Origin of the sequence: Arthrobacter sp. B2a2-09 (genome assembly GCF_027587375.1) — a bacterium.
Lineage (GTDB): Bacteria > Actinomycetota > Actinomycetes > Actinomycetales > Micrococcaceae > Arthrobacter.
The window spans coordinates 1-22,893 of record NZ_JAMXIC010000042.1 but is presented as its reverse complement, the minus strand read 5'-3'; the positions used below and the strand labels follow the sequence as shown (position 1 = coordinate 22,893).

Annotated in this window: 20 protein-coding genes and 1 tRNA gene; 16 read left to right on the top strand and 5 right to left on the bottom strand. The window is 62.3% G+C overall.

Annotated elements, in window-relative coordinates:
• Positions 1-490: 490 nt before the first annotated feature.
• From NFJ07_RS24665 to NFJ07_RS24650, 4 genes are all read left to right on the top strand, one after another.
• Entirely contained in the window at positions 491-913 is a 423-nt protein-coding gene (locus tag NFJ07_RS24665) for a DUF3052 domain-containing protein (protein ID WP_269998655.1), read from the top strand.
• Positions 910-1,413 carry a peroxiredoxin gene (locus NFJ07_RS24660; RefSeq protein WP_269998653.1) on the top strand — a complete coding sequence of 168 codons (504 nt, stop codon included), beginning with the start codon at positions 910-912 and terminating at the stop codon, positions 1,411-1,413. Before NFJ07_RS24665 ends, NFJ07_RS24660 begins: the two co-directional genes overlap by 4 nt.
• Before the next feature lie 5 nt (positions 1,414-1,418).
• Entirely contained in the window at positions 1,419-2,375 is a 957-nt protein-coding gene (locus NFJ07_RS24655) for a Sir2 family NAD-dependent protein deacetylase (RefSeq protein WP_269998651.1), read from the top strand.
• Positions 2,376-2,431: 56 nt separating this feature from the next.
• Positions 2,432-2,507: transfer RNA gene (locus NFJ07_RS24650), tRNA-Val, on the top strand.
• 101 nt (positions 2,508-2,608) lie between these two features.
• Here the strand turns inward: NFJ07_RS24650 and NFJ07_RS24645 are convergent.
• Complete coding sequence (locus NFJ07_RS24645) at positions 2,609-3,100, bottom strand: Lrp/AsnC family transcriptional regulator (RefSeq protein ID WP_333482080.1); 492 nt, start codon at positions 3,098-3,100, stop codon at positions 2,609-2,611.
• Positions 3,101-3,204: 104 nt separating this feature from the next.
• Here NFJ07_RS24645 and NFJ07_RS24640 point away from each other — a divergent pair, with 104 nt between their 5' ends.
• From NFJ07_RS24640 to NFJ07_RS24630, 3 genes are all read left to right on the top strand, one after another.
• The gene (locus NFJ07_RS24640; RefSeq protein ID WP_269998646.1) at positions 3,205-4,734 is read left to right on the top strand and encodes an amino acid permease; all 1,530 of its coding nucleotides are present in this window, start codon (positions 3,205-3,207) and stop codon (positions 4,732-4,734) included.
• A 210-nt stretch (positions 4,735-4,944) separates the two neighbouring features.
• On the top strand, positions 4,945-5,949 hold the full coding sequence (locus NFJ07_RS24635; protein WP_269998645.1) for a LacI family DNA-binding transcriptional regulator: 1,005 nt from the start codon (positions 4,945-4,947) through the stop codon (positions 5,947-5,949).
• Positions 5,950-6,160: 211 nt separating this feature from the next.
• On the top strand, positions 6,161-9,205 hold the full coding sequence (locus NFJ07_RS24630) for a GH92 family glycosyl hydrolase (RefSeq protein ID WP_269998644.1): 3,045 nt from the start codon (positions 6,161-6,163) through the stop codon (positions 9,203-9,205).
• 235 nt (positions 9,206-9,440) lie between these two features.
• Here NFJ07_RS24630 and NFJ07_RS24625 read toward each other — a convergent pair whose 3' ends face one another.
• Together NFJ07_RS24625 and NFJ07_RS24620 are read right to left on the bottom strand one after the other, a co-directional pair.
• The gene (locus tag NFJ07_RS24625) at positions 9,441-10,136 is read right to left on the bottom strand and encodes a response regulator transcription factor (RefSeq protein ID WP_269998642.1); all 696 of its coding nucleotides are present in this window, start codon (positions 10,134-10,136) and stop codon (positions 9,441-9,443) included.
• Positions 10,137-10,558: 422 nt separating this feature from the next.
• The gene (locus tag NFJ07_RS24620; protein WP_269998641.1) at positions 10,559-11,650 is read right to left on the bottom strand and encodes a sensor histidine kinase; all 1,092 of its coding nucleotides are present in this window, start codon (positions 11,648-11,650) and stop codon (positions 10,559-10,561) included.
• Positions 11,651-12,013: 363 nt separating this feature from the next.
• Between NFJ07_RS24620 and NFJ07_RS24615 the strand changes: the two genes are divergently transcribed.
• The 5 genes from NFJ07_RS24615 (at position 12,014) to NFJ07_RS24595 (ending at position 16,623) form a co-directional block, all read left to right on the top strand.
• On the top strand, positions 12,014-12,754 hold the full coding sequence (locus NFJ07_RS24615; RefSeq protein WP_269998639.1) for a hypothetical protein: 741 nt from the start codon (positions 12,014-12,016) through the stop codon (positions 12,752-12,754).
• Between the two features lie 80 nt (positions 12,755-12,834).
• The gene (locus NFJ07_RS24610; protein WP_269998637.1) at positions 12,835-13,218 is read left to right on the top strand and encodes a hypothetical protein; all 384 of its coding nucleotides are present in this window, start codon (positions 12,835-12,837) and stop codon (positions 13,216-13,218) included.
• A gap of 236 nt (positions 13,219-13,454) precedes the next feature.
• A complete protein-coding gene (locus NFJ07_RS24605) occupies positions 13,455-13,982 on the top strand; it encodes a methyltransferase family protein (protein ID WP_269998635.1) in 528 nt (175 codons plus the stop codon).
• Positions 13,983-14,270: 288 nt separating this feature from the next.
• Positions 14,271-15,068 carry an IclR family transcriptional regulator gene (locus NFJ07_RS24600; RefSeq protein ID WP_269998633.1) on the top strand — a complete coding sequence of 266 codons (798 nt, stop codon included), beginning with the start codon at positions 14,271-14,273 and terminating at the stop codon, positions 15,066-15,068.
• 199 nt (positions 15,069-15,267) lie between these two features.
• Positions 15,268-16,623 carry an MFS transporter gene (locus NFJ07_RS24595; RefSeq protein ID WP_269998631.1) on the top strand — a complete coding sequence of 452 codons (1,356 nt, stop codon included), beginning with the start codon at positions 15,268-15,270 and terminating at the stop codon, positions 16,621-16,623.
• A 315-nt stretch (positions 16,624-16,938) separates the two neighbouring features.
• On the opposite strand, the gene NFJ07_RS24590 is transcribed toward NFJ07_RS24595, so the two are convergent.
• The gene (locus NFJ07_RS24590; protein WP_269998629.1) at positions 16,939-18,006 is read right to left on the bottom strand and encodes a D-2-hydroxyacid dehydrogenase; all 1,068 of its coding nucleotides are present in this window, start codon (positions 18,004-18,006) and stop codon (positions 16,939-16,941) included.
• 71 nt (positions 18,007-18,077) lie between these two features.
• Here NFJ07_RS24590 and NFJ07_RS24585 point away from each other — a divergent pair, with 71 nt between their 5' ends.
• From NFJ07_RS24585 to NFJ07_RS24575, 3 genes are read left to right on the top strand one after another with little or no spacing between them, the layout of a single operon-like run.
• Positions 18,078-19,007, top strand: coding sequence for an NAD(P)-dependent oxidoreductase (locus NFJ07_RS24585; protein WP_269998627.1), 930 nt, complete (start codon positions 18,078-18,080; stop codon positions 19,005-19,007).
• Positions 19,004-19,774, top strand: coding sequence for an SDR family oxidoreductase (locus NFJ07_RS24580; RefSeq protein WP_269998625.1), 771 nt, complete (start codon positions 19,004-19,006; stop codon positions 19,772-19,774). Before NFJ07_RS24585 ends, NFJ07_RS24580 begins: the two co-directional genes overlap by 4 nt.
• Positions 19,774-20,847, top strand: a complete 1,074-nt coding sequence (locus tag NFJ07_RS24575) for an L-idonate 5-dehydrogenase (protein WP_269998624.1) — start codon at positions 19,774-19,776, stop codon at positions 20,845-20,847. The genes NFJ07_RS24580 and NFJ07_RS24575 overlap by 1 nt, the downstream gene beginning before the upstream one ends.
• A gap of 66 nt (positions 20,848-20,913) precedes the next feature.
• Here NFJ07_RS24575 and NFJ07_RS24570 read toward each other — a convergent pair whose 3' ends face one another.
• The gene (locus tag NFJ07_RS24570) at positions 20,914-21,642 is read right to left on the bottom strand and encodes a FadR/GntR family transcriptional regulator (protein WP_269998621.1); all 729 of its coding nucleotides are present in this window, start codon (positions 21,640-21,642) and stop codon (positions 20,914-20,916) included.
• A gap of 233 nt (positions 21,643-21,875) precedes the next feature.
• Between NFJ07_RS24570 and gndA the strand changes: the two genes are divergently transcribed.
• Positions 21,876-22,893, top strand: a 1,018-nt coding sequence (gene gndA / locus NFJ07_RS24565; RefSeq protein ID WP_269998619.1) for an NADP-dependent phosphogluconate dehydrogenase, incomplete at its 3' end; no start/stop codon positions are given.

The following is a 22,893-nucleotide window of genomic DNA, read 5'->3' as shown; positions in this document are numbered from 1 at the left end:
ACGATCAGGCAGCTGGCTAGTCAACCCGCTAAGGATGTGTGAGGTCTCTTCTCCTGCAGCCACGTCCAACCTCTCTTTTGGCGCATTCATCGTCGCCTCAGGTCCGGCAGGGTAACTGCCCGTCATGAACGCGGCGTGTGCGACATATCGGTTACAACAGCCCGGTCATGTGCGCCGGGCAGGTTCTCTTGAGCTCAAGCTGCGCTATTCGCGGCGGGCGGTTGCCCTGCAGCCAAAGTCTTCACTGGCCACTGTAGCTTTGTACGAGCCGCGATGCGTAGCCGCGCTGTCGTGAAGGCGTTGTATGTCACACTCAAGCTGTTACATCGTAGGCAGTTGTGGCTGTAGTCATGGCTATGGCCCCGATTGCAGCTTTGGCTTTAGCCGTGGCTGGGGCGCGGATTATGGTGGAACGCGGGACAATGGCTTGAAGCACACGCCCAAAGGGTGTTGGCTTGTAGTAATCGAAATCACTTCAAGAGGAGGAAACGTGAGCGAGGCCGACGCCGCCACATCGGTAAATGTGGCGGAAAGATTGGGTTTCAAAGATGGGGATCTAATTCAGGAACTCGGTTACGACGATGATGTCGATTTCGATTTGCGTGATGACATTGAGGAACTCACGGGTTCCGAGCTGCTTGACGAAGACGATCACGAGGTTGTGGATGCGGTCATTTTCTGGTGGCGCGATGGTGACGGAGACCTTGTCGACGCATTAGTTGATTCACTGACCACCTTGGGTGAAGGGGGCGTCGTCTGGGTGCTGACCCCCAAGTCGGGCCGCGACAACTACGTCTCGCCTTCGGATATTCAGGACGCTGCTCCTACCGCCGGCTTGCATAGCACTACTTCCGCAGGCGTCTCCAAGGACTGGAGCGCCACGCGGCTTGTAGCGCGCAAGAAGAACAAGTGACACACTCCAGGTTGAACCCTGCCGGACTGCGTCCGGCAGTTCCCGTAGTGGGCCAGGAAGCCCCGGATTTTGAGCTGGTGAACCAGTTTGGGGAGCCGGTTCGCTTGTCGGATCTCCGTGGCCGCAACGTGGTGGTGGTCTTCTATCCCTTCGCCTTCTCCGGAATCTGCACGGGGGAGCTGTGCGAGATCCGTGACAATCTAGGTATTTTCGAACACGCCAACGCCACAGTCCTTGGGGTGTCGGTGGACAGCAAGTTCGCTTTGCGGGCGTACGCGGACAAGGAAGGCTACGAGTTCGATCTCTTGGCCGATTTCTGGCCGCACGGGGAAGTTGCCGAGAAGTATGGCGTGTTTGATGCCGCTACCGGCATGTCCTTGCGGGGCACTTTCATCATTGATGCCGCGGGCATCGTCCGTTATGTCGTCGTCAATCCGCGCGGCCAAGCACGCGATCTGGCGGAATACCGCGAGGCACTATCCGCACTTGGCCAGGCCTAGCGCCGATGAGCGCCCAACGGCCCGGCGTCGGAATGACTGGCTTCGCCATTCTTCCGCCGGCCCCCACGGTTGAGTTGGATGCAGGCGAGTTGGACGTTCTCCGCCAAGCCGCCGCGATTCTCGGCGGCAAGCGGATTGCTGTTTTGACGGGAGCCGGCCTGAGCACTGACTCCGGAATCCCTGACTACCGCGGTCCGGGGGCCGCGCCGCGAAATCCCATGACCTTCCAGGAGTTCATCGGGAGCCCTGGCAACCGGCGCCGGTACTGGGCGAGGAACCACCTTGGCTGGTCGCATCTCCGGCATGCGGACCCCAATGCCGGGCATGCCGCCGTCGCACTCCTTGAACGGCGCGGGCTGATCACGGGACTCATCACGCAGAATGTGGACCGTCTGCACGAGGACGCCGGCAGCGTCAATGTGGTGGACCTGCACGGCCGCTACGATCGCGTGATCTGCCTTAAGGAAGGTCACGTCTTCACCCGGCGGCTCGTGGCGTCCATTCTTGAGGAAATCAATCCCGGCTTCCTCGAAGCCGCCCAGGCTTCCGGCGTCGTGGAAATGGCTCCCGACGCCGATGCCTTGGTAGAGGATCCCGAGCTCATCCGATCGTTCGTCGTCGCCGTTTGTCCCGTTTGCGGGGGCACGCTCAAGCCTGACTTCGTGTATTTCGGTGAAAATGTGCCCAGGGATCGGGTGCAGCGCGCCTATTCCATGGTGGACGAAGCCGGGGCGCTGCTGGTGGCAGGTTCTTCGTTGACGGTCATGAGCGGGCTGAGGTTCGTGCGGCACGCAGCCAAACTCGGTAAGCCGGTAGTGATCATCAACCGGGGACCGACCCGCGGCGATGGGTTCGCGAACCTCAAAGTGGAAGCGGGAGTCAGTGGCGCGCTGGCCTGGCTTGCCGCTGAACTTCCCGATTTGCTGCCTTCCAACCAGCCGATTGGTGTTCCGGGCGATTGATCCGGTAGAGTACATGTTCGTTGGTTGAAGCGCCGAGGGCGCTGAAATCAGTGTTTGGGTCTTTAGCTCAGCTGGTAGAGCGCCACGTTTACACCGTGGATGTCATCGGTTCGATCCCGGTAGGACCCACCAGGCAAGAAGAGCCCCTGAATTGCGAAAACGCAGCTCAGGGGCTCTTTTCTTTTGATCGAGCGTGCCATCCCTGCAGGGGGCGTACCGCAATCTGGCTGGACTTAGTCCCCCGGCGTCAGGTGGTCGAAGACCAGGTTCGTCTGGGTATTTGCAATGGCGGGATCCGACGCCAGATGCGCGGCAATGAAATCCCGAAGTTCCTTTGGTGTTCCGCAGGCGACGTGCACGAGGAAGTCCTGGTCGCCCGCCAACAGGAAAACACTCTGAACGTTTGGCAGGGCCCGGAGCCGCTGCCCGATGGCCAACATCTTGTTTCGCGCCTGCGAGTTCACACGCACGGAGATGAGCGCGTAGACCAGCAACCCCATGGCCTCGAGGTCCACGGACGCATGGAAGCCCCGGATGATCCCAGCCTCGCGCAGTGCGCGGACCCTACCCAGGCAGGTGGAAGGAGCAATGCCGGCTTTGGAGGCCAACACATTGTTGGGAATCCTGGCATCGGACATCAATTCTTTGAGGATCAACCGGTCTGTATCGTCCAGCCGAACCTGATTCGAAAGCGGCCCCTGCGGACGGGGGTCCGATGAATACACCACGAAATCACCTCTATCTATTTTGCGATTCTTCAGAATCCTTGCTTCAGGCTGTAGTTGGATTCTAACTTGAAGCAATTTGCAGAATCGACAAGGAGGTCGGGATGGACAGTTTCGATAAGATCCAACAACGGGAGGGCGGCCTCAAACGGCAGCTCACTTCGCGCCAAATGACCATGATCGCCCTTGGGGGAGCCATCGGGACGGGGCTGTTCCTGGGGAGCAAGTTTGCGATCGGCCTGGCTGGCCCCAGCGTGATCATCAGCTACGCGATCGGCGGTTTGATCGCGCTGTTGCTTATGGGGAGCCTGTCAGAGATGACGGTTGCCCACGCTACCTCCGGATCATTCGGAGCCTACGCCGAACACTACGTCAGCCCCTTGGCCGGCTTCCTCGTCAAGTACATGTATTGGTCCTGCATTGTCCTTGCCGTGGGAACGGAGGTCACGGCCATCGGCGAATACATGAAGCTTTGGTTCCCGGATGTTCCGGCTCTGTTGTGGGTCATCCTGTTTTCGGCCGTGTTAATCGCTGTCAATGCGATGAACGTCAAGGCATTCGGGACACTCGAATATTGGTTCTCAAGCATCAAGGTCTTCGCGATCGTCGCCTTCATTGTGCTGGCTGCCTACATCGTGTTCGGCACCCGCAAAGAGGGCACAGGTTTCCAGAACTACGCTGCCGACGGCGGCTTCTTCCCCCACGGTTTGTCCGGCACCTGGTTTGCGGTGATTGTATCGATCTTCAGCTACCTCAGCATCGAAATGATCGCCGTTGCAGCAGGCGAGGCCCGCGATCCTGCCACGGCGGTCAAGAAAGCGTTCCGCACCACCATCGTGCGGCTGCTCCTGTTCTACATCGTCACCTTGGCCCTCATCATGGCCATCGCCCCGATGGGTCAGATCCTCACCGGCGGAAGCCCGTTCGTCACCGTGATGCAAAGCCTGGGCATTCCCTTCGCGGACAGCCTGCTGACCATAGTGGTGATCATCGCGGCCCTGTCGGCCATGAATAGCCAACTGTATATCTCCACACGCATGATCTTCAGTCTCTCGCGCAGCGGTGATGCTCCCGCCCAATTGGGTAAGCTGCGCGCAAACGGTTCACCCGTGAACGCACTGATCCTCTCCACCGCCGGAATTGCAATCGCCACCGTGGTCTACGCCATGTTCCCCGAGACGGCATTCACGTTCATGATGGCCATTTCGATGTTCGGGGCGATGTTCACCTGGTTCATGATTTTTGTGACCCATTGGTTCTTCCGTCGCAGCATGAAACGTTCCGGAACAGAACTGACGTTTAAGACCAAGTTCTACCCCGTGGGCACCATCCTGGGCGCCGTGCTCATGCTCGCGATCCTTGCCAGCACCCTGGCCACCGACGCCTTCAGCATGACGCTGACCTTTGGCTTGCCGTTCCTCGCACTCGTGACCGCTCTTTACTTCGTGGTGCAGCGACGCAAACGTCGGGATTCGAGCACGGAGCGGAAGGCCGCCGTCGTATCCGCTGAAAACAGCATGAACTCCTTCGGCTCAAGCCCGCTGCCTGAAGCGGTGCGTTCTGAAGCGGACGACGAAAACGACCTGACGGCGTCGAGCGCTACCGCGGCGACCTCGCGCGCATCCCAGGCATAGATCTCCGCGCCGATCGCGGGGAAGCAATCCTTCTTCTGCGACCGCTTTGGAAGTTGTTCTCAGCATCGCTGTCTACCAAGATTCCGGAGCAGAACGTCGCACCGCGATGAAGCGGATCGCGGTGCTAAAGTGCATCGCGGGATGGTTTCGGAAATGGATGCAGGTGACGGGTTGAGGATGGCTGCCGAGCGTCCGAATTCTCGTGCCACAATGAAAGACGTCGCGCGGGTCGCCGGAGTCGGTGTCGGCACGGTCTCCCGGGTCGTCAACGGCAAGTCGAACGTGAGCGAGGAGAGCGTCGCCGCGGTCAACGCAGCGATCGAGCGGCTCGGATTCCGTCGCAACGACGGTGCCAGGATGCTCAGAACCGGTGCGACGGCCAGCATCGGGCTGTTGGTCGAGGATGTCGCGGACCCCTTCTTCTCCCTGTTGAACCGCTCCGTGGAGGAGGAGGTCCTGCGCCGCGATTCCGTGCTCCTGACCGCTTCCTCGGACAAGGACCCGGAGCGCGCCCGCAAGATGATCCTGACCTTCTGCGCCCGCCGGGTCGACGGCCTGGTGATCACTCTCCCCGAAGGCGGCGACGAGGAATACCTGCGTGCGGAGCTCGACGCCGGTACGAGCATGGTCTTCGTCGACCGCCCGCCGCGGGTGCTGGATGTCGACGCCGTGATCGTGGACAACCGCGGCGGCGCGCGCACCGGCGTCGCGCATCTCATCGGCTACGGGCATAGGCGGATCGCGTGCTTCACCGATCGGCCGGACCTCTACACCGCGAGCGAGCGCATCTCCGGCTACCGGGACGCACTCGAGGAAGCGGGTATCCCCTTCGACCCCGAACTCGTCTACTCCAGCGCGACGACCCGCGAGCCGGTCGACGAGCCTCTCGGGCGGATGTTGGCATCAGATGACCCCCCGACCGCGGTTTTTGCCGGCAACAACCGCACGAGCATCAACGTGATCAGCGCGCTGCGCATCCACAAAACCTCGCTGGCGATCGTGGGTTTCGACGACTTCGAACTTGCCGACGTCGTCGTGCCCGGGATCACAGTGGTGGCGCAGGACCCGAAAGCGATGGGGCGGATCGCGATGGGGATGCTCTACAAGCGTCTGGACGGCAATGTCTCGCCCTCTCAGACGATCAGGCTGCCCACCCGTCTCATCGTGCGGGGCTCGGGAGAGCTGAGTCGCGATGCGGTGCTCGCCGCGCGCTGAGGCCAGTTCGGAGGCCCCTGTAAATCCCCTTTGACCGGAATTCATCTCGGTCGCTACTTCTCAGGCGTTGACGCCGTCGAGGCGTGCTGAGTAGACTCGGCCGCGTGGAAACGTTTCCACGCACTGTTGTCCGTCACCGCTCGGCGGCGGACAGCGGTGATGAGCGCTGATGCTCGATACCCGTGAGCCAGGTCAAGGAGGACACCCCACGATGTCAAGCCCACACGACAGTCCGGCTGTACGCCCAGGGAGCCGGGGAGGGCGACGTCGTTCGCGGCTCGCGCCGGCGATGGCGGTTGCGGCCGCGCTCGCCATCGGAACTCCGGTCGAGGCATCCGCGGCTCCGGCCGTCACCGACCTCTCCACCGAGGTCAACCCGTTCGTCGGCACCGAGAGCGAGGGCAATGCCTACCCGGGAGCGACGCTCCCGTTCGGGATGGTGCAGCTCAGCCCTGACAACACCAACAGCTACGGTTCCACGTCGTACAGCAAAAACGCCGGTCGCGTGTGGGGGTTCAGCCACCGGCACGTCAACAGCGCGGGTTGCCCGGCCGCCGGTGAGCTCCTGGTCTCGCCCAGCACCACCGCCACGCCCACCACTTCGCGCCGGTCCACCAGCATCCAATCCGGAAGCGAATCCGCCACAGCCGGTTACTACGGTGTCACTCTCGACAACTCCGTCAAGGTCGATCTCTCGGCCACCACCAGAGTGGGCGCGCACCGCTACACCTTCCCGGCAGGCACGACCTCCAATCTCTCGTTCAACACGGGTCAGACGCTGCGCACCGCCGGCGCGAGTTCGGTCTCCTGGGTCGATGGGACCACCCTCGAGGGCTGGATTGACAACGGTGGGTTCTGCAGCGGAAGCGAGAAGAAGTCCCGCTACTACTTCAGCGCCACCTTCGACCGCGCTCCGCTGTCGACCGGAACCTGGGATACGAACGGCGTGTTTGCCGCCGGCCGGAACTCCAGCGAGGTCGCCGGCGGGAACAACGGGTTCGTCGCCACGTTCGACACCACCACGGACCGCGACGTCGAGGTGAGCGTCGGGGTCTCGTACGTGAGCGTCGAAGGCGCCCGCGGTAACCGGATCGCGGAGGCGACCGCCGACGGCTCCCGGGTGCCGTTTGACCAGATCCGCGCGAAAGCCCGCGACGCCTGGAACGCCGAACTCGGCCGGTTCGAAATCACGGCATCCGCCGAGCAGCGCAAGATCTTCTACACCCAGCTGTATAAGACGCTGCTGTCGCCGACCATCGGAAGCGACGTCGACGGCCGGTACACGGGAATGGACGCCAAGACGCACACCGCCGACGGCTGGAACTATTACCAGACGTTCTCGCTGTGGGACACCTACCGCACGCAGGCGACGTTCCACGCGTTGTTCGCAAAAAACCGCGCCTCTGACATCGTCCGGTCGATGTACCAGGCGCGGGTCGAGGGCGGCTGGTTCCCGCGCTGGTCGCTCGGCTCGGTCGAGACGAACATCATGGCCGGCGACCCGGTCTCCCCGTGGATCGCGGAGAACTTCACACTCGGCACCGTGCCCGCCGACATCGCCGACCGGATGTGGGACTACCTCGTCGAGAACGCCACCACGGCGCCTCCTGCCGGCGTCGCATCCGTCGGCCGGCAGAGCGCCGCGTTCTACCTGGCCAACGGCCACATCCCCTTCTACCCGGAGGGGGGCGGTGGCCTCGGCGGCCAGTTCGAAGAGTATCGCCACGGCGGCTCGGCCACGATGGAGTTCGCCGCGGCGGACGCCAGCATCGGCTCGGCCGCGCAGCGTCTGGGTAAGACCGCCCAGGCCGCGAAATTCCTGGACCGCGGCACCAACTGGTTGAAGCTCTGGAACCCTGATGTCGCACTCAGCGGCGGTTTCAAGGGCATCGTCAACGCCGTCACTCCCGAGGGCCAGTTCGTCTCGGTTCCGGAGCGCACGGATGTGACCAGGTCCGGCTTCCACGAGGGAACCCCCTGGCACTACCAGTGGATGGCGACGCAGGATGTGGTCGGTCTGCAGCAGAAGATGGGCGGTCGCGACGAGTTCGTCAAACGACTCGACTACTACTTCAACCAGCCGGCCCTCGAGTCTGCTCCCGGGGTCTCTCCGAGTAGCTGGGCGGCGGGTGGCAGCACGTACTACACGAGCATCGGATACAACCCGGGTAACGAACCGATGATGATGAACCCCTGGCTGTACGGCTTCGTCGGTGAGCCGGCCAAGACCAACGATGTGCTCGCGGCCAACCTCAACCGCTTCCCGAACACCCCCGGCGGCGGAGTCGGCAATGACGACCTCGGCACCCTCGCCGCTTGGTATGTGATGGCCTCGCTCGGCATCCAGCCGGTGATGCCCGGCTCGGGGATCATGGCGCTCAACGCCCCCAAGGTGCAGGGCGCCACGATCACCCTCGAGAGCGGTGAAAAACTGCGGATCACCGCGGCGGGCGCGAACGAGAAGTTGCCGAGCTACATCGCCGGTGTCACCGTGAACGATAAAGTGCACACGGCGGCCTGGGTCGATGTGGACGAGCTCCGGAACGGCGGTCGGCTCGACTTCGCACTGTCCGGCACCAAGGCAGGCCTTGACTGGGCCACGGCCCGGAAGGACTGGATCCCGAGTGTCTCCGCTCCGCGCAAGGCCACTCCGGTGATACTTCCGGGTGCGGACTTGACCGCGATCGCGGGTCAGGAGAAGGCCATCGAGGTCGCGCGGGTCACCTTCGCCGGCGCCGCTGGAATCGCCGCTGGAATCGCCGCTCCAGCAGCCTTCCTAGTGGATGCCGCGGCGGCGTCGCCCGCCGCCGCCGAACCTATCACGGCAACGGTGTCGTGGGCCGGGGGAGACCCGGTCGCGGCCGCTGTGACGGAGGACAACGGCGCCTGGGTGATCAGTTCCACGTCGACGTTCGCAGCGGCAGGAACCGTGAGCGGCGTGGTTAGCATTGCCAGCGCCGCGAAAACGCCGAGGTTCTCGCCAGCGCTGTTCGAGCCGACCTCGGCCAACCTCACTGTCGTGGTCACTGCCGCAACCGTCGATCCGCCCGTCGATCCGCCGGTCGATCCGCAGGTGGATCCGCCCGTCGACTCTGGGGTTACCGTGGTTCCCCCAGCGACGGGAACCGTTAAGGCAGTGAGCGGACTGGCCGACACCGGCTTGGCCCCAACCGTGTTCTCCCTGCTGTTCGCGGCTCTCGCCGCCATTGCAATCGGGTCGGCCTTCGTGATTCGCCGCAAGCGAGCGAACGGCTAAGAGACCGGGCAAGAGCCCCTGATCTGCGAAAACGCAGCTCAGGGGCTCTTTTCTTTCGTTCCCGGTGCGTTCGGGGGCTGATGGTTGCCGCTTGAAGTGCACCTTTAGCCGTTCGAGTTGATCAGACAAGTCATCGATACAGAGGGCATTATCCGCCAGCTCGCTGGGGTCGCTAGTGGAATCGAAAAATGCGGTTCTCCGTCTGTGTGACTCTCTTCGTACGCTGAGAGCAGGGCTAATAAGCGACGTATTTGTACTGCAGTGCACGCACCACAAGTTGGGCAAGGTTCTCGGCGAGTAGTTTCTCGCGGAGATGTTTCGCATGGGTCTTCACAGTCCACGGTGTGATGTTTTGCGCGTTGGCGATTTCGTCATAGCCGTGGCCTTCACATATCAGCCTGAGGGTCTCGAGTTCGCATGGTGATAGCCGGGGTGCGGCAGCTGGCGCATCGGGAAGATGATCGCCGCTTAGGATGATGTCATCGATGAGGTTACGGATAAGGCTCGGATGATCTCCCCGCGCGATCTGTCTAACCGTTTTACGGAGCGTGTTGTCCGACGCCGTCTTGCTAAGGGCTGCTGAAGCGCCTGCCTCGAGTCCGCGAGCGATTCCTGGTCCGGGTGACACCGTCGTGAGAAGCACAATTCGCGAGTCGGGGTTGATCTCTCGGATGTAGGCCGTTGCTTCAATCCCTGTCATGCCCGGGGGCATATTGATGTCCATTAGGACTACGTCGGGTTGGAACTGCCGATAGACCTTGATCGCCTCCGCCCCGGAATGAACCGGCGCAAGGGGTGCCAGTTTCGGGTCGCCTGACAGCGAGAACAAAAGGGCTCGAGTTGTCCAACGGTCGTCATCAACAATGAGCACCGAGATGCGATCGCCAGTGCCGCTTGCCTTGCCAAAACCTGCATCGAGGTTTGTCTTCACATGCAATACCTCCGGAATGCTTGCTTGTCGACGAGGAACAGTATCGCGCACCGAGCAGGCGTCGCGGAAGTTCCTGTTTGCACGGGTGTTGTGGCGATGGTCGGGCTAATCGGCAGGGTCGTAGTCGTTGACATGGGTGCTTCCGCGAATAGTGTGCCAAGCGTCAATAGCAGTGTTGCGCAGATTCTCATCTTCCTATTGCAGGCCTGAACCCTGGTTCAAGTCCTCGCTCGTTCGAGGGAGGACTGAGGTCTTCTCGCAGGTGCATTTCTGAGGAGTGAGAGAGGGCGAGCGGTGCGGCGTCGCGGTGATCTGTGCGTTCTGCACCAGCGGGAACCGGCTGGCAACCTCTTTGAACCGTTGCGATATTTGGATCGATTGGTTCCAGTACGACGCGGCCAGCGGCCGGGAACCCTATCGAGTTAGGCGGTTAGGGGTATGCCGACTTCTACTTGGAGGCGGCCGGGGCTCTCGGTTGACACGTTGCAGGTACCGCCCATCTGCGCGACGCGCATTGAAAGCGTGCGCGGCGTCTCTCTCATGTCCAAATCGGCTTCTACGACGTTGATGGATCTGATAGTGAGCCAGGTCATACCTGCGTGACGGGTCGAGTTCACGCGAAGCGTGCATCCTTCGCGTGAATTCGAGTGTTTTACGACATTTGTGATTAGTTCTTGTAGGGCGTAGAGAGTACCTTCGAGCACGTCGGCAGGCGCCCAGGCCGGAAGGCTCGCGACGCTGATTTTGAAGTGGAATCCGCCGGCTTCGGTGGCAGTGAGAAGGGATTCCAGCGCTGTCCGAAACTCTCTGTCGAACGGCACAGGAGATTGTTGTTCTCGTACTTTTCCCGTAAGCCGTGCGAGTAGCCTGCGAAGTTGGAACTGCGTTTGGGCGTTGACCAAAGCAAGCTCGGCGAGTTGCTCGTCCCCGGACGGACTGGGCGGTGTTCTGGCGCCGAGCATCTTGATGATGGCGGCCTGGGCCGCGAGGCCATGCGAGACGGTGTCGTGAGCGTCGATGGCGAAGCGTCGGCGGGTTTCGAAAAGGGTGCGTTCGGCTTCTCGAACTGTTGTCTCGCGGCGCCGAATCTCCTGATGAACACGAGATTCGAAACCTGAGGCTGTCAAGCCGAGTATCGCCCCTAGGGTCCAACCGAACAGCATTGAGACGTACGCTCCAAAGGTGCCCGAATCTGCGACTTCGCTTGGGGCAAATCTCAGAACCGGAAGCATGAACAAGATCATCGTAAACGTTGTAAACCGCCATAGGAGCCGGTTGCTTAGAAGGACGGCGGTGGCGGCCTCGCCCACGGTAGTGAATGGATTGAGCAGAGCCGGGTAGAGGGTTGTGAACAATGCGAAGAGGACGAACCCGAGTGTCCCGGAAGTCGTCGGTGCGAACCCGGAACAGATGACAAGCACGCTGGCTCCGTAATGCATCACGAGGTAGGGCAATTCGTGGGACTCGACAGCTGATGGCAGAAGCCCAGTTACGCCGATGAGAACTACGACCACTCGGACTGGGAGATCCACAAACCGGGGCCCTCGTAACCACTGAACCAGTCGGCGGAACGTGCGGACAGACCGTCTTTGATGCGCTTCCATGTTCACCGACGGCACGCTCCCCACTCGTGTTCTTCCCTCCCACGAGGAGTTTAGCTGACTTTGCTCGACGGTCCTCGGGCCCATTTCGGCAACTGGTCAAGGCGTTTACGGGAGATACCTCGTTCGAGCGACGCGTGAATCAAAGTATTCCAATAGCTTGTGACCGTCGGATACGCCGGCGGAAGTCACATTCCGCGACCAACGAGGTGATAGGCGAGGGCCAAATTTGGCCTACTTCGCGTGAATGACGCAGGAGACCACTGGAGGTAAGCGATGAAGCATACGAAGATACGGATGGCGAGGGCGGCAACGGTGATCGTGGCCGCGTTCGCGATCGGAAGTCTAGGAACGGCCGCACCCGCCACGGCCGCCGAGCCCCCGACGGGGTACCCCACTCAGCAGATTGTGACGACCGCGAACAACCCGACTGTGGGCAGCATCCCCATTCGCAGAGGATTCTGGAATGCAGACTACCCAGGCGGTGATCGGGGCTGGGGCATGGACAAGGCATGGAATAAGCACAATATCTGGAGTCTCGAAGCGATGCGTCGGGTGATGCTTTCAACGAATGTGACCCCACAAGGGGCTCAGCATCTTCTCAAAGCGTATGCGGGGAAATACACATGCAGCGGCTCCGTTTGCAAGCTCACCGACCAACGGGAGATTTACGGCATCTATAACTCGATGACGTATTCGACCTACTATGACTGGCCCGTAGGCGGCAAGCTTGGCCTCCAGACGATGTACTGCAATCAGGGCGGCGCGTGGAGCTGTCCGAACTGGGTCACCTACTCGATTACAAATCCGGGAGTTAACAACCCTTACTCGTTGACGAATCCGTCGAGCAAGGCTTTGACGCGAGTTGAGCCTTCTCTGTCGGCGGAACAGCAGAGAGTGCAGGCAACAGCACTTGCCAGCGAGGAGATCGTCAGGCTGACGGAAGCGATCGCGGCAGGAGACGAGCAAGTCAGTTTCTCGTACAACAGTCTCCCGAAGGAGATTCCTGCCCATTGACACGACGGAGGGTGGGCATACCGGGCGTATGGCCGAACATTTCCCGTCCCCGTATCCTTGGCTTGAAGGAGGGAGGCGATGTGCCTGCGAGCGACGCTGATCCGCTGACCGCGATCGTTGCTGCCGTGCGGCGGTATTGGTCGGAACAGGTCGAACTTGTTGGACTCTGGCGAGTAGGGGGAGATCCAAACAATATCGGCATCGTTTACCGGCGGCGCCTCGATCAGACACAGCAGCTTTTCGGGCGCCGGGTTAAGTTCTCAGCACATGAGGCCGACGGAACCGTCGTCGGCATTGCGGCCGACCAGGCAATCAACATGGCAGAGCCTCCCGGCGCGCTCATGAGCACCGCACGCATGGATAACCACGGGATCACGTGGTTCGGCGACGAAACGGACGCGGCCTTGCCCGATGTTCCCCGACATGTGTATGAGGCGCTTCATCCAGGTGGTCCTTCTCTGTAGCTACGATTGCCGGCCTGGTCGCCGGGAAGGCGACGGTGCTGGGTGAGCGACCCGAACGAGGTGGGACGAGGCGCCGCGGGATGGCAGCGTTGCGCCGGTCGTATGTGTTTGAGAATCGACTAAGAAGGTCCACCCCTGAACTGCGAAAACGCAGCTCAGGGGCTCTTTTCTTTCGTTCCCCGTGCGTTCGGGGGCTGATGGTTGCCGCCCACCGTTTGGCGGTTCAGAATGGCAGCATGACAGCGTCCGGAGATGCAGCGCGTGACAAGAGGCTGGCGGAAATCGGTACGGCGGTGTTCGCCTTAGCCCCCGCAACCTTCGCAGGCTTGCTGCCGTGGGTAATGACCCGTTGGAAAGTGCAGCGACCCGTGCCGGGCGGACTGGCGGCCCAGTGCGCAGGTGTCCTACTGATCGGCGCCGGCGCGGCGGTGATCACCAATTCGTTTGCGCGGTTCGCCCTTGAGGGAATAGGCACGCCGGCACACTTTGCGCCACCGAAGAACCTCGTGGTCAGCGGTTTCTACAGGTTCGTGCGGAACCCCATATACGTGGGCATTGGTGCCGCGATCACCGGACAGGGCCTTCTGTTCGGAGAGCCGAAGCTGTTTGGCCTGGCGGCGCTGGGCGCAGTTCCCGTGGTGGCCGTCGTCAGGTTGCATGAGGAGCCGACGCTGGCACGTAAGTTCGGCGCCGAATACGAGGACTACCGTGCCAACGTCCCGCGCTGGCTTCCACGGCTCACTCCTTGGCAGCAGCAGGGCTAACGTCGTACCTGATCCACCGCGGGGAATTGGAAGAGCTCTCCACCGCGACTATTGGGGGATGCCGCGGTGGAGAGCTCATAGATGAATATACAGAGAATTTCTGGATATGGAAAGAAAGCCGTTGTCCGTCCGGCGCGTCTCATCCCAGCACCAAGCCACTATGATGGTGGTTGTTCAGTGGATTGAACAAGCGCGATTGCCGCGGATCGGAGTTTCGCTGCCCCTGGGTAGCGTCTCCGCCTGGCACGCGCCCACTCTGCGCCAGACGCACGATTGCGAAGGAGAATCATGGCCGATTCCCGCACCCCCCGTTCCGCCGAAGGATTGGGGAGCTCCTCGCCGGCGCCTGCCGTGACTCGCGCGGCCGCGGTCATGGATGCCTTGGCGGAGGCACCTTCGGGTCGTCTGACACTTAGCGATCTTTCGAGGGAACTCGGGATTCCGAAGTCTTCCACGTCAAACCTGCTGCTGGCTCTTGAGGAAGCCCGGCTTATTACCCGCGAAGGTGCCGACTTTTCACTTGGCCGGAAGCTGGTCGAACTTGGCGCCGCTTATCTCAGCCGGCTCGATGAAGTCCAGGAGTTCTACAAGTTCTGCGAGCAGGCACCGACGCTCTCCGGCGAAACAGTGCGGATTGCGATGATCGACGGCGATCACATCATCTACCTGGCGCGCTACGAAGGGCACCCTGCCGTCCGGCTCACCTCAAACATTGGCGACAAGATGCCGCTCTCCCTGAGCGCCGTCGGAAAGGTTCTCCTGGCCCAGCTTCACGACCATGACATCGAGGCGATGTTCCCGGACGACGTGGAGCTTCCTGTCATGACCCCGAAGTCCCTCCGGAGTGCCGCTGAGCTCAAGGCCCAGGTGGCTGCGATCCGCAAGCAGGGCTATGCCTTGGAGGACGAGGAATCCACGCTCGGCGTGGTTTGCCTTGCCGTGCCCGTCCCTACCCATGGGGCACATGGCCCCAGCCTCGGTCTCTCGGTGACTGCCCTGAAGGCCACCTTTTCCGAAGAGCAGGCTGCCCTGATGGTGAAGGAGCTCAAGGAGCTTGCCCACTCGCTGGGCAACCCGATGGGCTGATTGATCTCGTCGCCCGACGGGTAGTAAACCCGCCGCCCGACGGGTCGTAAACCCGTCGCCCGACGGGGTCATAAATAAATCTGATTACACCACTTGAAACTTGTCCAACGTGCTGTACTCTGTTCACTATAGTGATTCACGCCATGGCGGCTGACGCTATCTCGCCAGGCCAACGGGGGTCTGGAGTGTTCTTGAGGGAGTGCTTGTGACAACTCGTACTAAGACAAAGCTTGCTGACATGGACGGCGCAGTAGTTGAGCCGGAACAGCTGCGAAGGGCAACTCTTGCCAGCTCCGTAGGATCCGCCCTGGAGTACTACGACTTCTACATTTATGGTCTGGCTTCGGCCCTGATCTTCGGACCGCTGTTCTTCAAGCCCCTGGGCGACAGCGGCGCGTTGATCGCGTCGTTCGCAACCTACGGCGTCGGATTCGCGGCGCGCCCCTTCGGTGGCGTCCTCTTCGGATTCATCGGAGACCGCTTCGGCCGCAAGATGGTCCTTCTGATGACCATCGGCATGATGGGCCTTGCCAGCTTCGCGATCGGCTTGCTGCCGACGTTCGACCAGGCGGGCATGCTCGGCGCTGTCCTGCTGGTGACGCTCCGTATTGTCCAGGGCCTCGGCGCTGGAGCCGAACAGGCAGGCGCGACCACCCTGATCTCCGAAGTTGCTCCCCCAAAGCGCCGCGGCTACTTTGCTTCGCTGCCGTTCGTGGGCATCCAGCTCGGAACCCTCCTCGGCGCCGGTACTTTTGCGCTCATTGGCATGGCCAACAAAAGCGTGCTTGAAGGCTGGCTGTGGCGTGTTCCGTTCCTCGCCAGCTTCATCCTGATCGTCGTGGCACTCTTCATACGTCTCAGGCTGAAGGAAACCCCGGTGTTCCAGGAACTGGAGAAGCACAAGAACGTGGTGAAGAACCCCGTTGGCGAACTCTTGAAGCACTCTAAGAAGAACGTGCTGATCGGCATCGGCCTCCGCATGGGCGAAAATGGCAACTCGTCGATCTACGGAACGCTTCTCATCTCCTTCATCTCCGTCAAGGAAGGAGTCTTCCCGGGCGACAAGTTCATCGGCCCGGTCGGCCTGCTGATCGCAGCAGGATTCGCTGCCGTCATGGTGGTTACCTTCGGCGCCTTGTCTGACCGAATTGGTCGAGTGAAGGTTTACCGCTACGGGGCCCTGTTCCAGGCAATCTTCGCTATTCCCGCGTTCTACCTGGTAACTCTTGGCAACGTCACCCTCGTGTGGGCCGTCATGGTGGTCGGCATCGCCCTTGGCGTGCAGTCCATGCTTGGCCCCCAGTGCCCGCTGCTGCCGGAATTGTTCGGTTCGCAGTATCGCTTCACGGGCGTGGCCTTGAGCCGTGAGCTGTCGGCTGTCTTTGCCGGCGGGCTGGTTCCCGTGTTCGGCGCCATCCTGCTTGGCGCCACGGGGAACTCGTGGGTGGTCCTGGCGGTCTACTCGCTGGTCCTGGCGCTGATTTCATACATCACAACGTTCTTCACTCCGGAAACAGCCGGCCGCGACCTCCGTTCCCTGGAAGACGCGCAGTAAGCAGTCCCGTACCCCGACGTACGCAAGCAGTGGCGGCCCCCTCCGAAACTCGGAGGGGGCCGTCGCTTTCGTGTCGTGCGCTTTCCTGACCTTCTTTGCCGAGCGAAACCCCGCAAATGACGCGACTCGCCGAGTCGCAAGCGCTTTCCGAATTCAAAGAGGGTCACGATGGCGCGCGGTACTTCGCGGCGCGTGCCCACACAGCAAAGCCGCCCCACACAGCAAAGCCGACCCACACAGCAAAGCGGCCCCTCCGGAACTGGACTAGTTCAAGAACCGGAGAGGCCGCCAGGATGGCGCTGGGTTGTCGGCGGTTTAGTAGAAGTGCACCATGTCCACGAGGTGGGGGAGCTCGCCACCGTCGAGGAACGTACGCAGGTTGCTGGCGAAGCGCTCGGCGATGAGGCGGTTCTCGGCGGCGCTGAGCGCAGAGGTGTGCGGAGAGACCGTGACCTTCGGGTGGTTCCACAGAGGGCTTTCCTGGGGGAGTGGCTCGACGGCGAAGACGTCCAGGCAGGCGTAGGACACCTGGCCGTTGTCCAGGGCTTCGAGGAGTGCTTCTTCATCAACAACGGTTCCGCGGCCAACGTTGACAAAAACCGCGCCGGGCTTCATCGCCGAGAAGACTTCGTGGTTGAAGAGCTTCTCCGTGTATGGGGTGCCGGGGAGGGTGTTGACGACGGCATCGGCCGTAGCCAGGAGTTCCGCCAAGCCATCGTTGTCTGCCACCTCGTCGATTCCTTCGATCGCTTCGACGTTCCGCTTGGTTCCGCTCACCTTCATGCCAAGTGCGCGGGCGATGCGGGCGGTCTCGAGGCCGATTTCGCCGAGACCCGTGATGACCAGCTTGGAGCCATTCACTAGTTTGGTGGGGGTGCGCAGTTCGGGCCAGACCTTGGCGGCCTGGTCCTGCGCAAGTTCCCCGCTGCGCTTGAAGCCGTTGAGGATGCCCAGGGCTGCGAATTCGGCCAATGGAAGGGCGTGCACGCCTGCGGAGGTGGTGACCTTGAACTTCTGCAAGGTCTCGCTGTCGAGGCCGGACGCCTTCACGGCGCCACCGGCACCTGCGGCCATGGCGTGGATCCACTGCAGGTGCGGGTTGCTCTGGGCGATGCGGGCCAGGCCGGCCGGATTCTCGTTGGGGAAGCCGTAGAGGATCTGGGCCTTGTTCAACATTGACCAGTAGCGTTCCTCTTGTTCGGGAGTCCGCTTGAAGTCCGGATCGCCGGAGTGGTCGGCCGGGAAGCGTTCCGGAGGAAGCAGCTCGGGTTCGTAGAGCACCGTAATGCTCGGATCTACGGCGCGGATACGCTCCACATGCTCAGCTTCGAGCGGGACTGCGATCGCGATGGTGAGTTCATCAGTCGTCATGGTGTTCATCATACTGAATTGAGGCTAGGATATTGAACAGTTTTTGAAAGATGAACCACAAAGAAGTGAGGTGCAAGCGAAAGATGACCGCCAAGACCGCAGGTTTTGTGGGACTCGGGCTCATGGGCTTTCCCATGGCAGCCAATCTGCTCGGCAACGGCTGGGAGGTAACGGCGTGGAACCGTTCGGCCGAGGCGCTCGCCGAATTGGAGAAGCTCGGCGGAAAACGCTCGGAGTCCGTTGCCGGACTCCGGGACCACCCAGTCATCATTTTCATGCTCCCGGATCTCTCCTACATCCAGGATGCCGCTGCGCCGCTGCTCGATTCCTGGCGCTCGGATGCGCCGCTTCCGGGAACCATGGTGGTCATCATGAGCAGTGTCTCCCCGACTGCCGTGCAGGAATTCGGCCGTACGGTCCATAGCGCCAGCGGCGGGAACGCCGTCGTCGTCGATGCCCCCGTCAGCGGCGGCACCAAAGGCGCTCAGGACGGCACGCTGGCCATCATGGTGGGAGCCGGCGAAGAAGACTTCCGGCGATCGCTTCCCGTGCTTGAGTCCATGGGCACCACCGTCCGCCGCATGGGCAACTTGGGTGCCGGTTCGCTGGCGAAGGCCTGCAATCAGCTGATTGTCGGGACCACGACGGCGGCGCTCGCGGAAGCCGCTGAACTCGCCGAACGCTCGGGCATGGATGCTTCTGCCCTGTTCGACGTCCTGGCCGGCGGACTCGCCGGAAGCCGGGTCCTGGAGATTGTCGGCCCACGCCTGGCAGCCAAGGATTACGCCCCCACAGGTCCCGCGAAGTTCATGCACAAGGACCTCAAGTTCGTGCTCGAAAGCGCCGAAGCGGCCGGTGCCGCTGTCCCGATGGCGGCTGCCGGCGTCGAACTTTACCGCGAACTGATTGATCAAGGCCTGGGCGACCACGACCTCGCCGTCGTCCGCCAGGCCATCGCCAACCTCAGCGACTCTTCCGTAAGCCCTTTGAACCAAGTAAGGAAACAACCATGAGTGGACTCTTTGATCTCACCGGGCGCGTGGCGCTCGTTACCGGATCCAGCCGCGGCATCGGCAACGCGCTTGCCCGCGGATTGGCCGACGCCGGTGCCACCGTTGTCCTCAACGGCATCAACACCGAACGGCTCAAGGACGCGGAAGCCTCCATGGCGGCGGACTTCGGGCCCGGCCGCATCCACAGCTGCGCGTTCGACGTCACGAGCGATACTGAGGCAGCCCGCGGCGTTGCCTGGGTCGAGGAAAACGTTGGCCCCCTCGATATCCTCGTCAACAATGCGGGAATCCAGCACCGTGTCCCGATGCTGGACCTGGACGTGAAGGACTGGGAGCGGGTCATCACCACCGACCTGACGAGCGCTTTCCTCGTAGGACGTGAAGCCGCCCGCCACATGATCCCGCGGGGCCGCGGCAAGATCATCAACATCTGCTCCGTGCAGACTGACCTGGCGCGCCCCACGATCGCCCCCTATGTCGCCGCGAAGGGTGGCCTGCGCAACCTGACACGCGCCATGACCGCCGAATGGGCGGCCTCCGGCCTTCAGATCAACGGCATCGCTCCGGGTTACATCCACACTGAGATGACCCAGAACCTCGTGGACGATCCCGACTTCAACTCCTGGATCCTTGGCCGGACGCCGGCCCACCGATGGGGCACCGTGGCGGATCTCGCCGGTCCAGCGGTCTGGCTTGCCTCCGAGGCTTCGAACTTCGTCAACGGCCAGACGATCTTCGTCGACGGCGGAATGACGGTGGTCGTCTAATGAGCGACATCCAGCATGCTGGCTTTCAGCTTCCGCAGTCTTCACCCGCGGTTGTGGCCCACGCCGCCGGCGACCTTCGCATCGAGGACATAGCCCTCGTTGTTCCCACCCCTGACCAGGCCGTCGTCGAGATCGCTTACGGTGGCATCTGTGGCTCGGACCTGCACTACTGGCTCCATGGCGCGGCGGGGGAATCAATCCTCAAGGCTCCAATGGTGCTCGGTCACGAAATCGTCGGCACAGTTGTCCAGCAGGCCGCCGATGGCAGCGGCCCGGCAGCTGGAACCGCCGTCGCAGTTCACCCGGCAAGCCCCGCGCCGGGTGCCGCCAGGTATCCGGAAGACCGGCCCAACCTCTCTCCGGGCTGCACCTACCTCGGCAGTGCAGCGCGGTACCCGCACACGGATGGCGCCTTCAGCCGCTACGCGACCCTGCCGTCCCGCATGCTTCGGGTCCTTCCGGCCACGCTCGACTTGCGCACGGCTGCGCTCGTGGAGCCGGCCAGCGTTGCCTGGCATGCCGTCGCCCGCGCAGGGGACGTGGCCGGAAAGACGGCGCTGGTGATCGGAAGCGGTCCGATCGGCGCGCTTGCAGTTGCGGTCCTCAAGCGCGCGGGGGCAACCCGGATCGTGGCGGTCGACATGCACGACAAGCCTCTTGAGATCGCGCGCGCAGTGGGCGCGGACGAGGTTCTCAAGGGCGATGACGCCGAGGCAATCGCCGCCGTGGAAGCCGACGTCGTCATCGAGTCCTCCGGCAGCCACTTCGGACTGGCATCTGCCATCAAGGGCGCCGTACGCGGCGGGAAGGTGGTCATGGTCGGGCTGCTGCCCTCGGGACCGCAGCCAGTCTTCATTTCGCTGGCCATCACCCGCGAGCTCGAACTGCTCGGTTCCTTCCGTTTCAACAACGAGATCGACGAGGTCATTGCCGCGCTCGCAGACGGTTCGCTCTACGTCGATCCGGTGGTGACCCACGAATTCACGCTGGACCGCGGCCTGGAGGCTTTTGACGTGGCCAGGAACTCGGCCGAATCGGGGAAGGTCCTGCTTAACTTCCAGCCTGTGGCCTAACCTCTCTCAGTCCATCTGTCGATCTGTCGATCTGTCGATCGATCGAGCGGCGCCGGCGGTCAGCCGTCAGCGCCGCTCGACGGGAACAAATACCCGTGGCTGGCCTTCCCAGCTCGGTGACAGGTCCGCGATGGTCTCCCGCATGATGTTCGACGAGGCCTCGCGGGCTTTGTCGCCGTCTCCGTCGCTGATGCCTTGGGCTACATCCAGGTGCCATTGCAAGGCCGCTTCCTTCGGATGTTCGGGCATGAGCCCGTGAACTGTCCGGCCGGTGAGTGTCTCCGTGACCTGACCGATCAGGTTCGCGAACATTTCGTTGCCGGAACCGGAGAGCACCAGGGCGTGAAAGCGGATGTCGAGGTCCAGGAAGGTGGGCATGTCGCCCGCACGGCCTGCTTCACGCATGGCCAGGGAGATTTCCAACAGCTCGCTGCGCAGGGACTCCGGAGCGTTTTCCGCGGCCAGTTCTGCGGCTACGGGCTCGACGGCGGAGCGGAGTTCGGCGAGGGAGCGCAACTGTGCGCCGCGGCCTTCTCCGGCCAGCCGCCAGCGGATGACCAGCGGATCGAAGGGATTCCAGCGGTGCGCGGGGAGGACCCGGATGCCAACACGCTTGATGGTTTCCACCAGTCCCAAGGACTGCAGTACCCTGACGGCCTCGCGTACCACCGACCGTGACACTTTGAGCTCCTCCTCAAGGTGCTCAGCCAACATGACATGACCGGTGGGGAGCTTGCCGCCGACGATCCGGGTACCCAGATGCTCGACAGCGCGGTGGTGGAGACTGGTTGACATAGTGGTAAGCATAGTGGCGTTGACCGCTCCGCCACCGGTAGCCCGAGCGCAGGCGAACTCCCCACAGTGCTGGCTCGCAACATAGACTCTTTTGTGACGCGGACGTTTCCAAAACGTGGGCGCAACTTTCCCAGACGTGGTCCGAATACGTATGGTTTATTCCAGCTACTGCTCTAGAAAGCGTTTCCTCGCTCCTAGCAGGACTCAATGCACAAGAATGAATTGGAGTTTTGATGTCAGCACACATCGGTGTCACCGGCCTTGCGGTGATGGGCGCCAATCTGGCCCGCAACCTGGCCCGCAACGGCTTCACCGTTGCCCTCCACAACCGCTCCGTCGAAAAGACCGACGCCCTGCTGGCCAAGCACCGCACGGACGGCGACTTCATCCGCACGGAAACCCTCCAGGAACTCGTTGACTCCCTCGAGAAGCCCCGCCGCGTCCTGATCATGGTGAAGGCCGGCAAGCCGGTTGACGCCGTCATCGACCAGCTCGTTCCCTTGCTGGAGCCCGGCGACATCGTGATCGACGCCGGCAACTCGCACTACGAGGACACCCGCCGCCGCGAATCCGCGCTGGCCGAGAAGGACCTGCACTTCGTGGGCGTCGGTGTTTCCGGCGGCGAAGAGGGCGCCCTTAACGGCCCCTCGATCATGCCCGGTGGTTCCAGGGAGTCCTACGACGCTTTGGGTCCGCTGCTCGAAAAGATCTCCGCCAAGGTTGACGGCCAGCCGTGCTGTGCCTGGATCGGCACCGACGGCGCCGGACACTTCGTCAAGATGGTCCACAACGGCATCGAATACGCCGACATGCAGGTCATCGGTGAAGCCTTTGATCTCCTTCGCTCCGGTGCCGGCATCGAGCCGGCCGAGCAGTCCAGGATCTTCGCCGAATGGAACAAGGGCGAACTCGCTTCCTTCCTGATCGAAATCTCCGCAGAGGTCCTGGGGCATGTTGACGCCAAGACGGGCAAGCCGTTCGTCGACGTCGTCGTCGACGCTGCCGGCCAGAAGGGCACCGGCCGCTGGACGGTCATCTCCGCCCTCGAGCTCGGCTCCCCGGTTTCGGGCATCGCAGAGTCGGTCTTCGCACGGGCCCTGTCCTCCCAGGCAGAACAGCGCAAGCTCGGCCAGGAGTTGCTCGCCGGCGAGGAAATCGCCGTCGAGGTCCCCGAGAACTTCGTCGAGGACGTCCGCCAGGCGCTCTACGCCTCCAAGCTTGTGTCGTACGCGCAGGGCCTGGACATGCTGA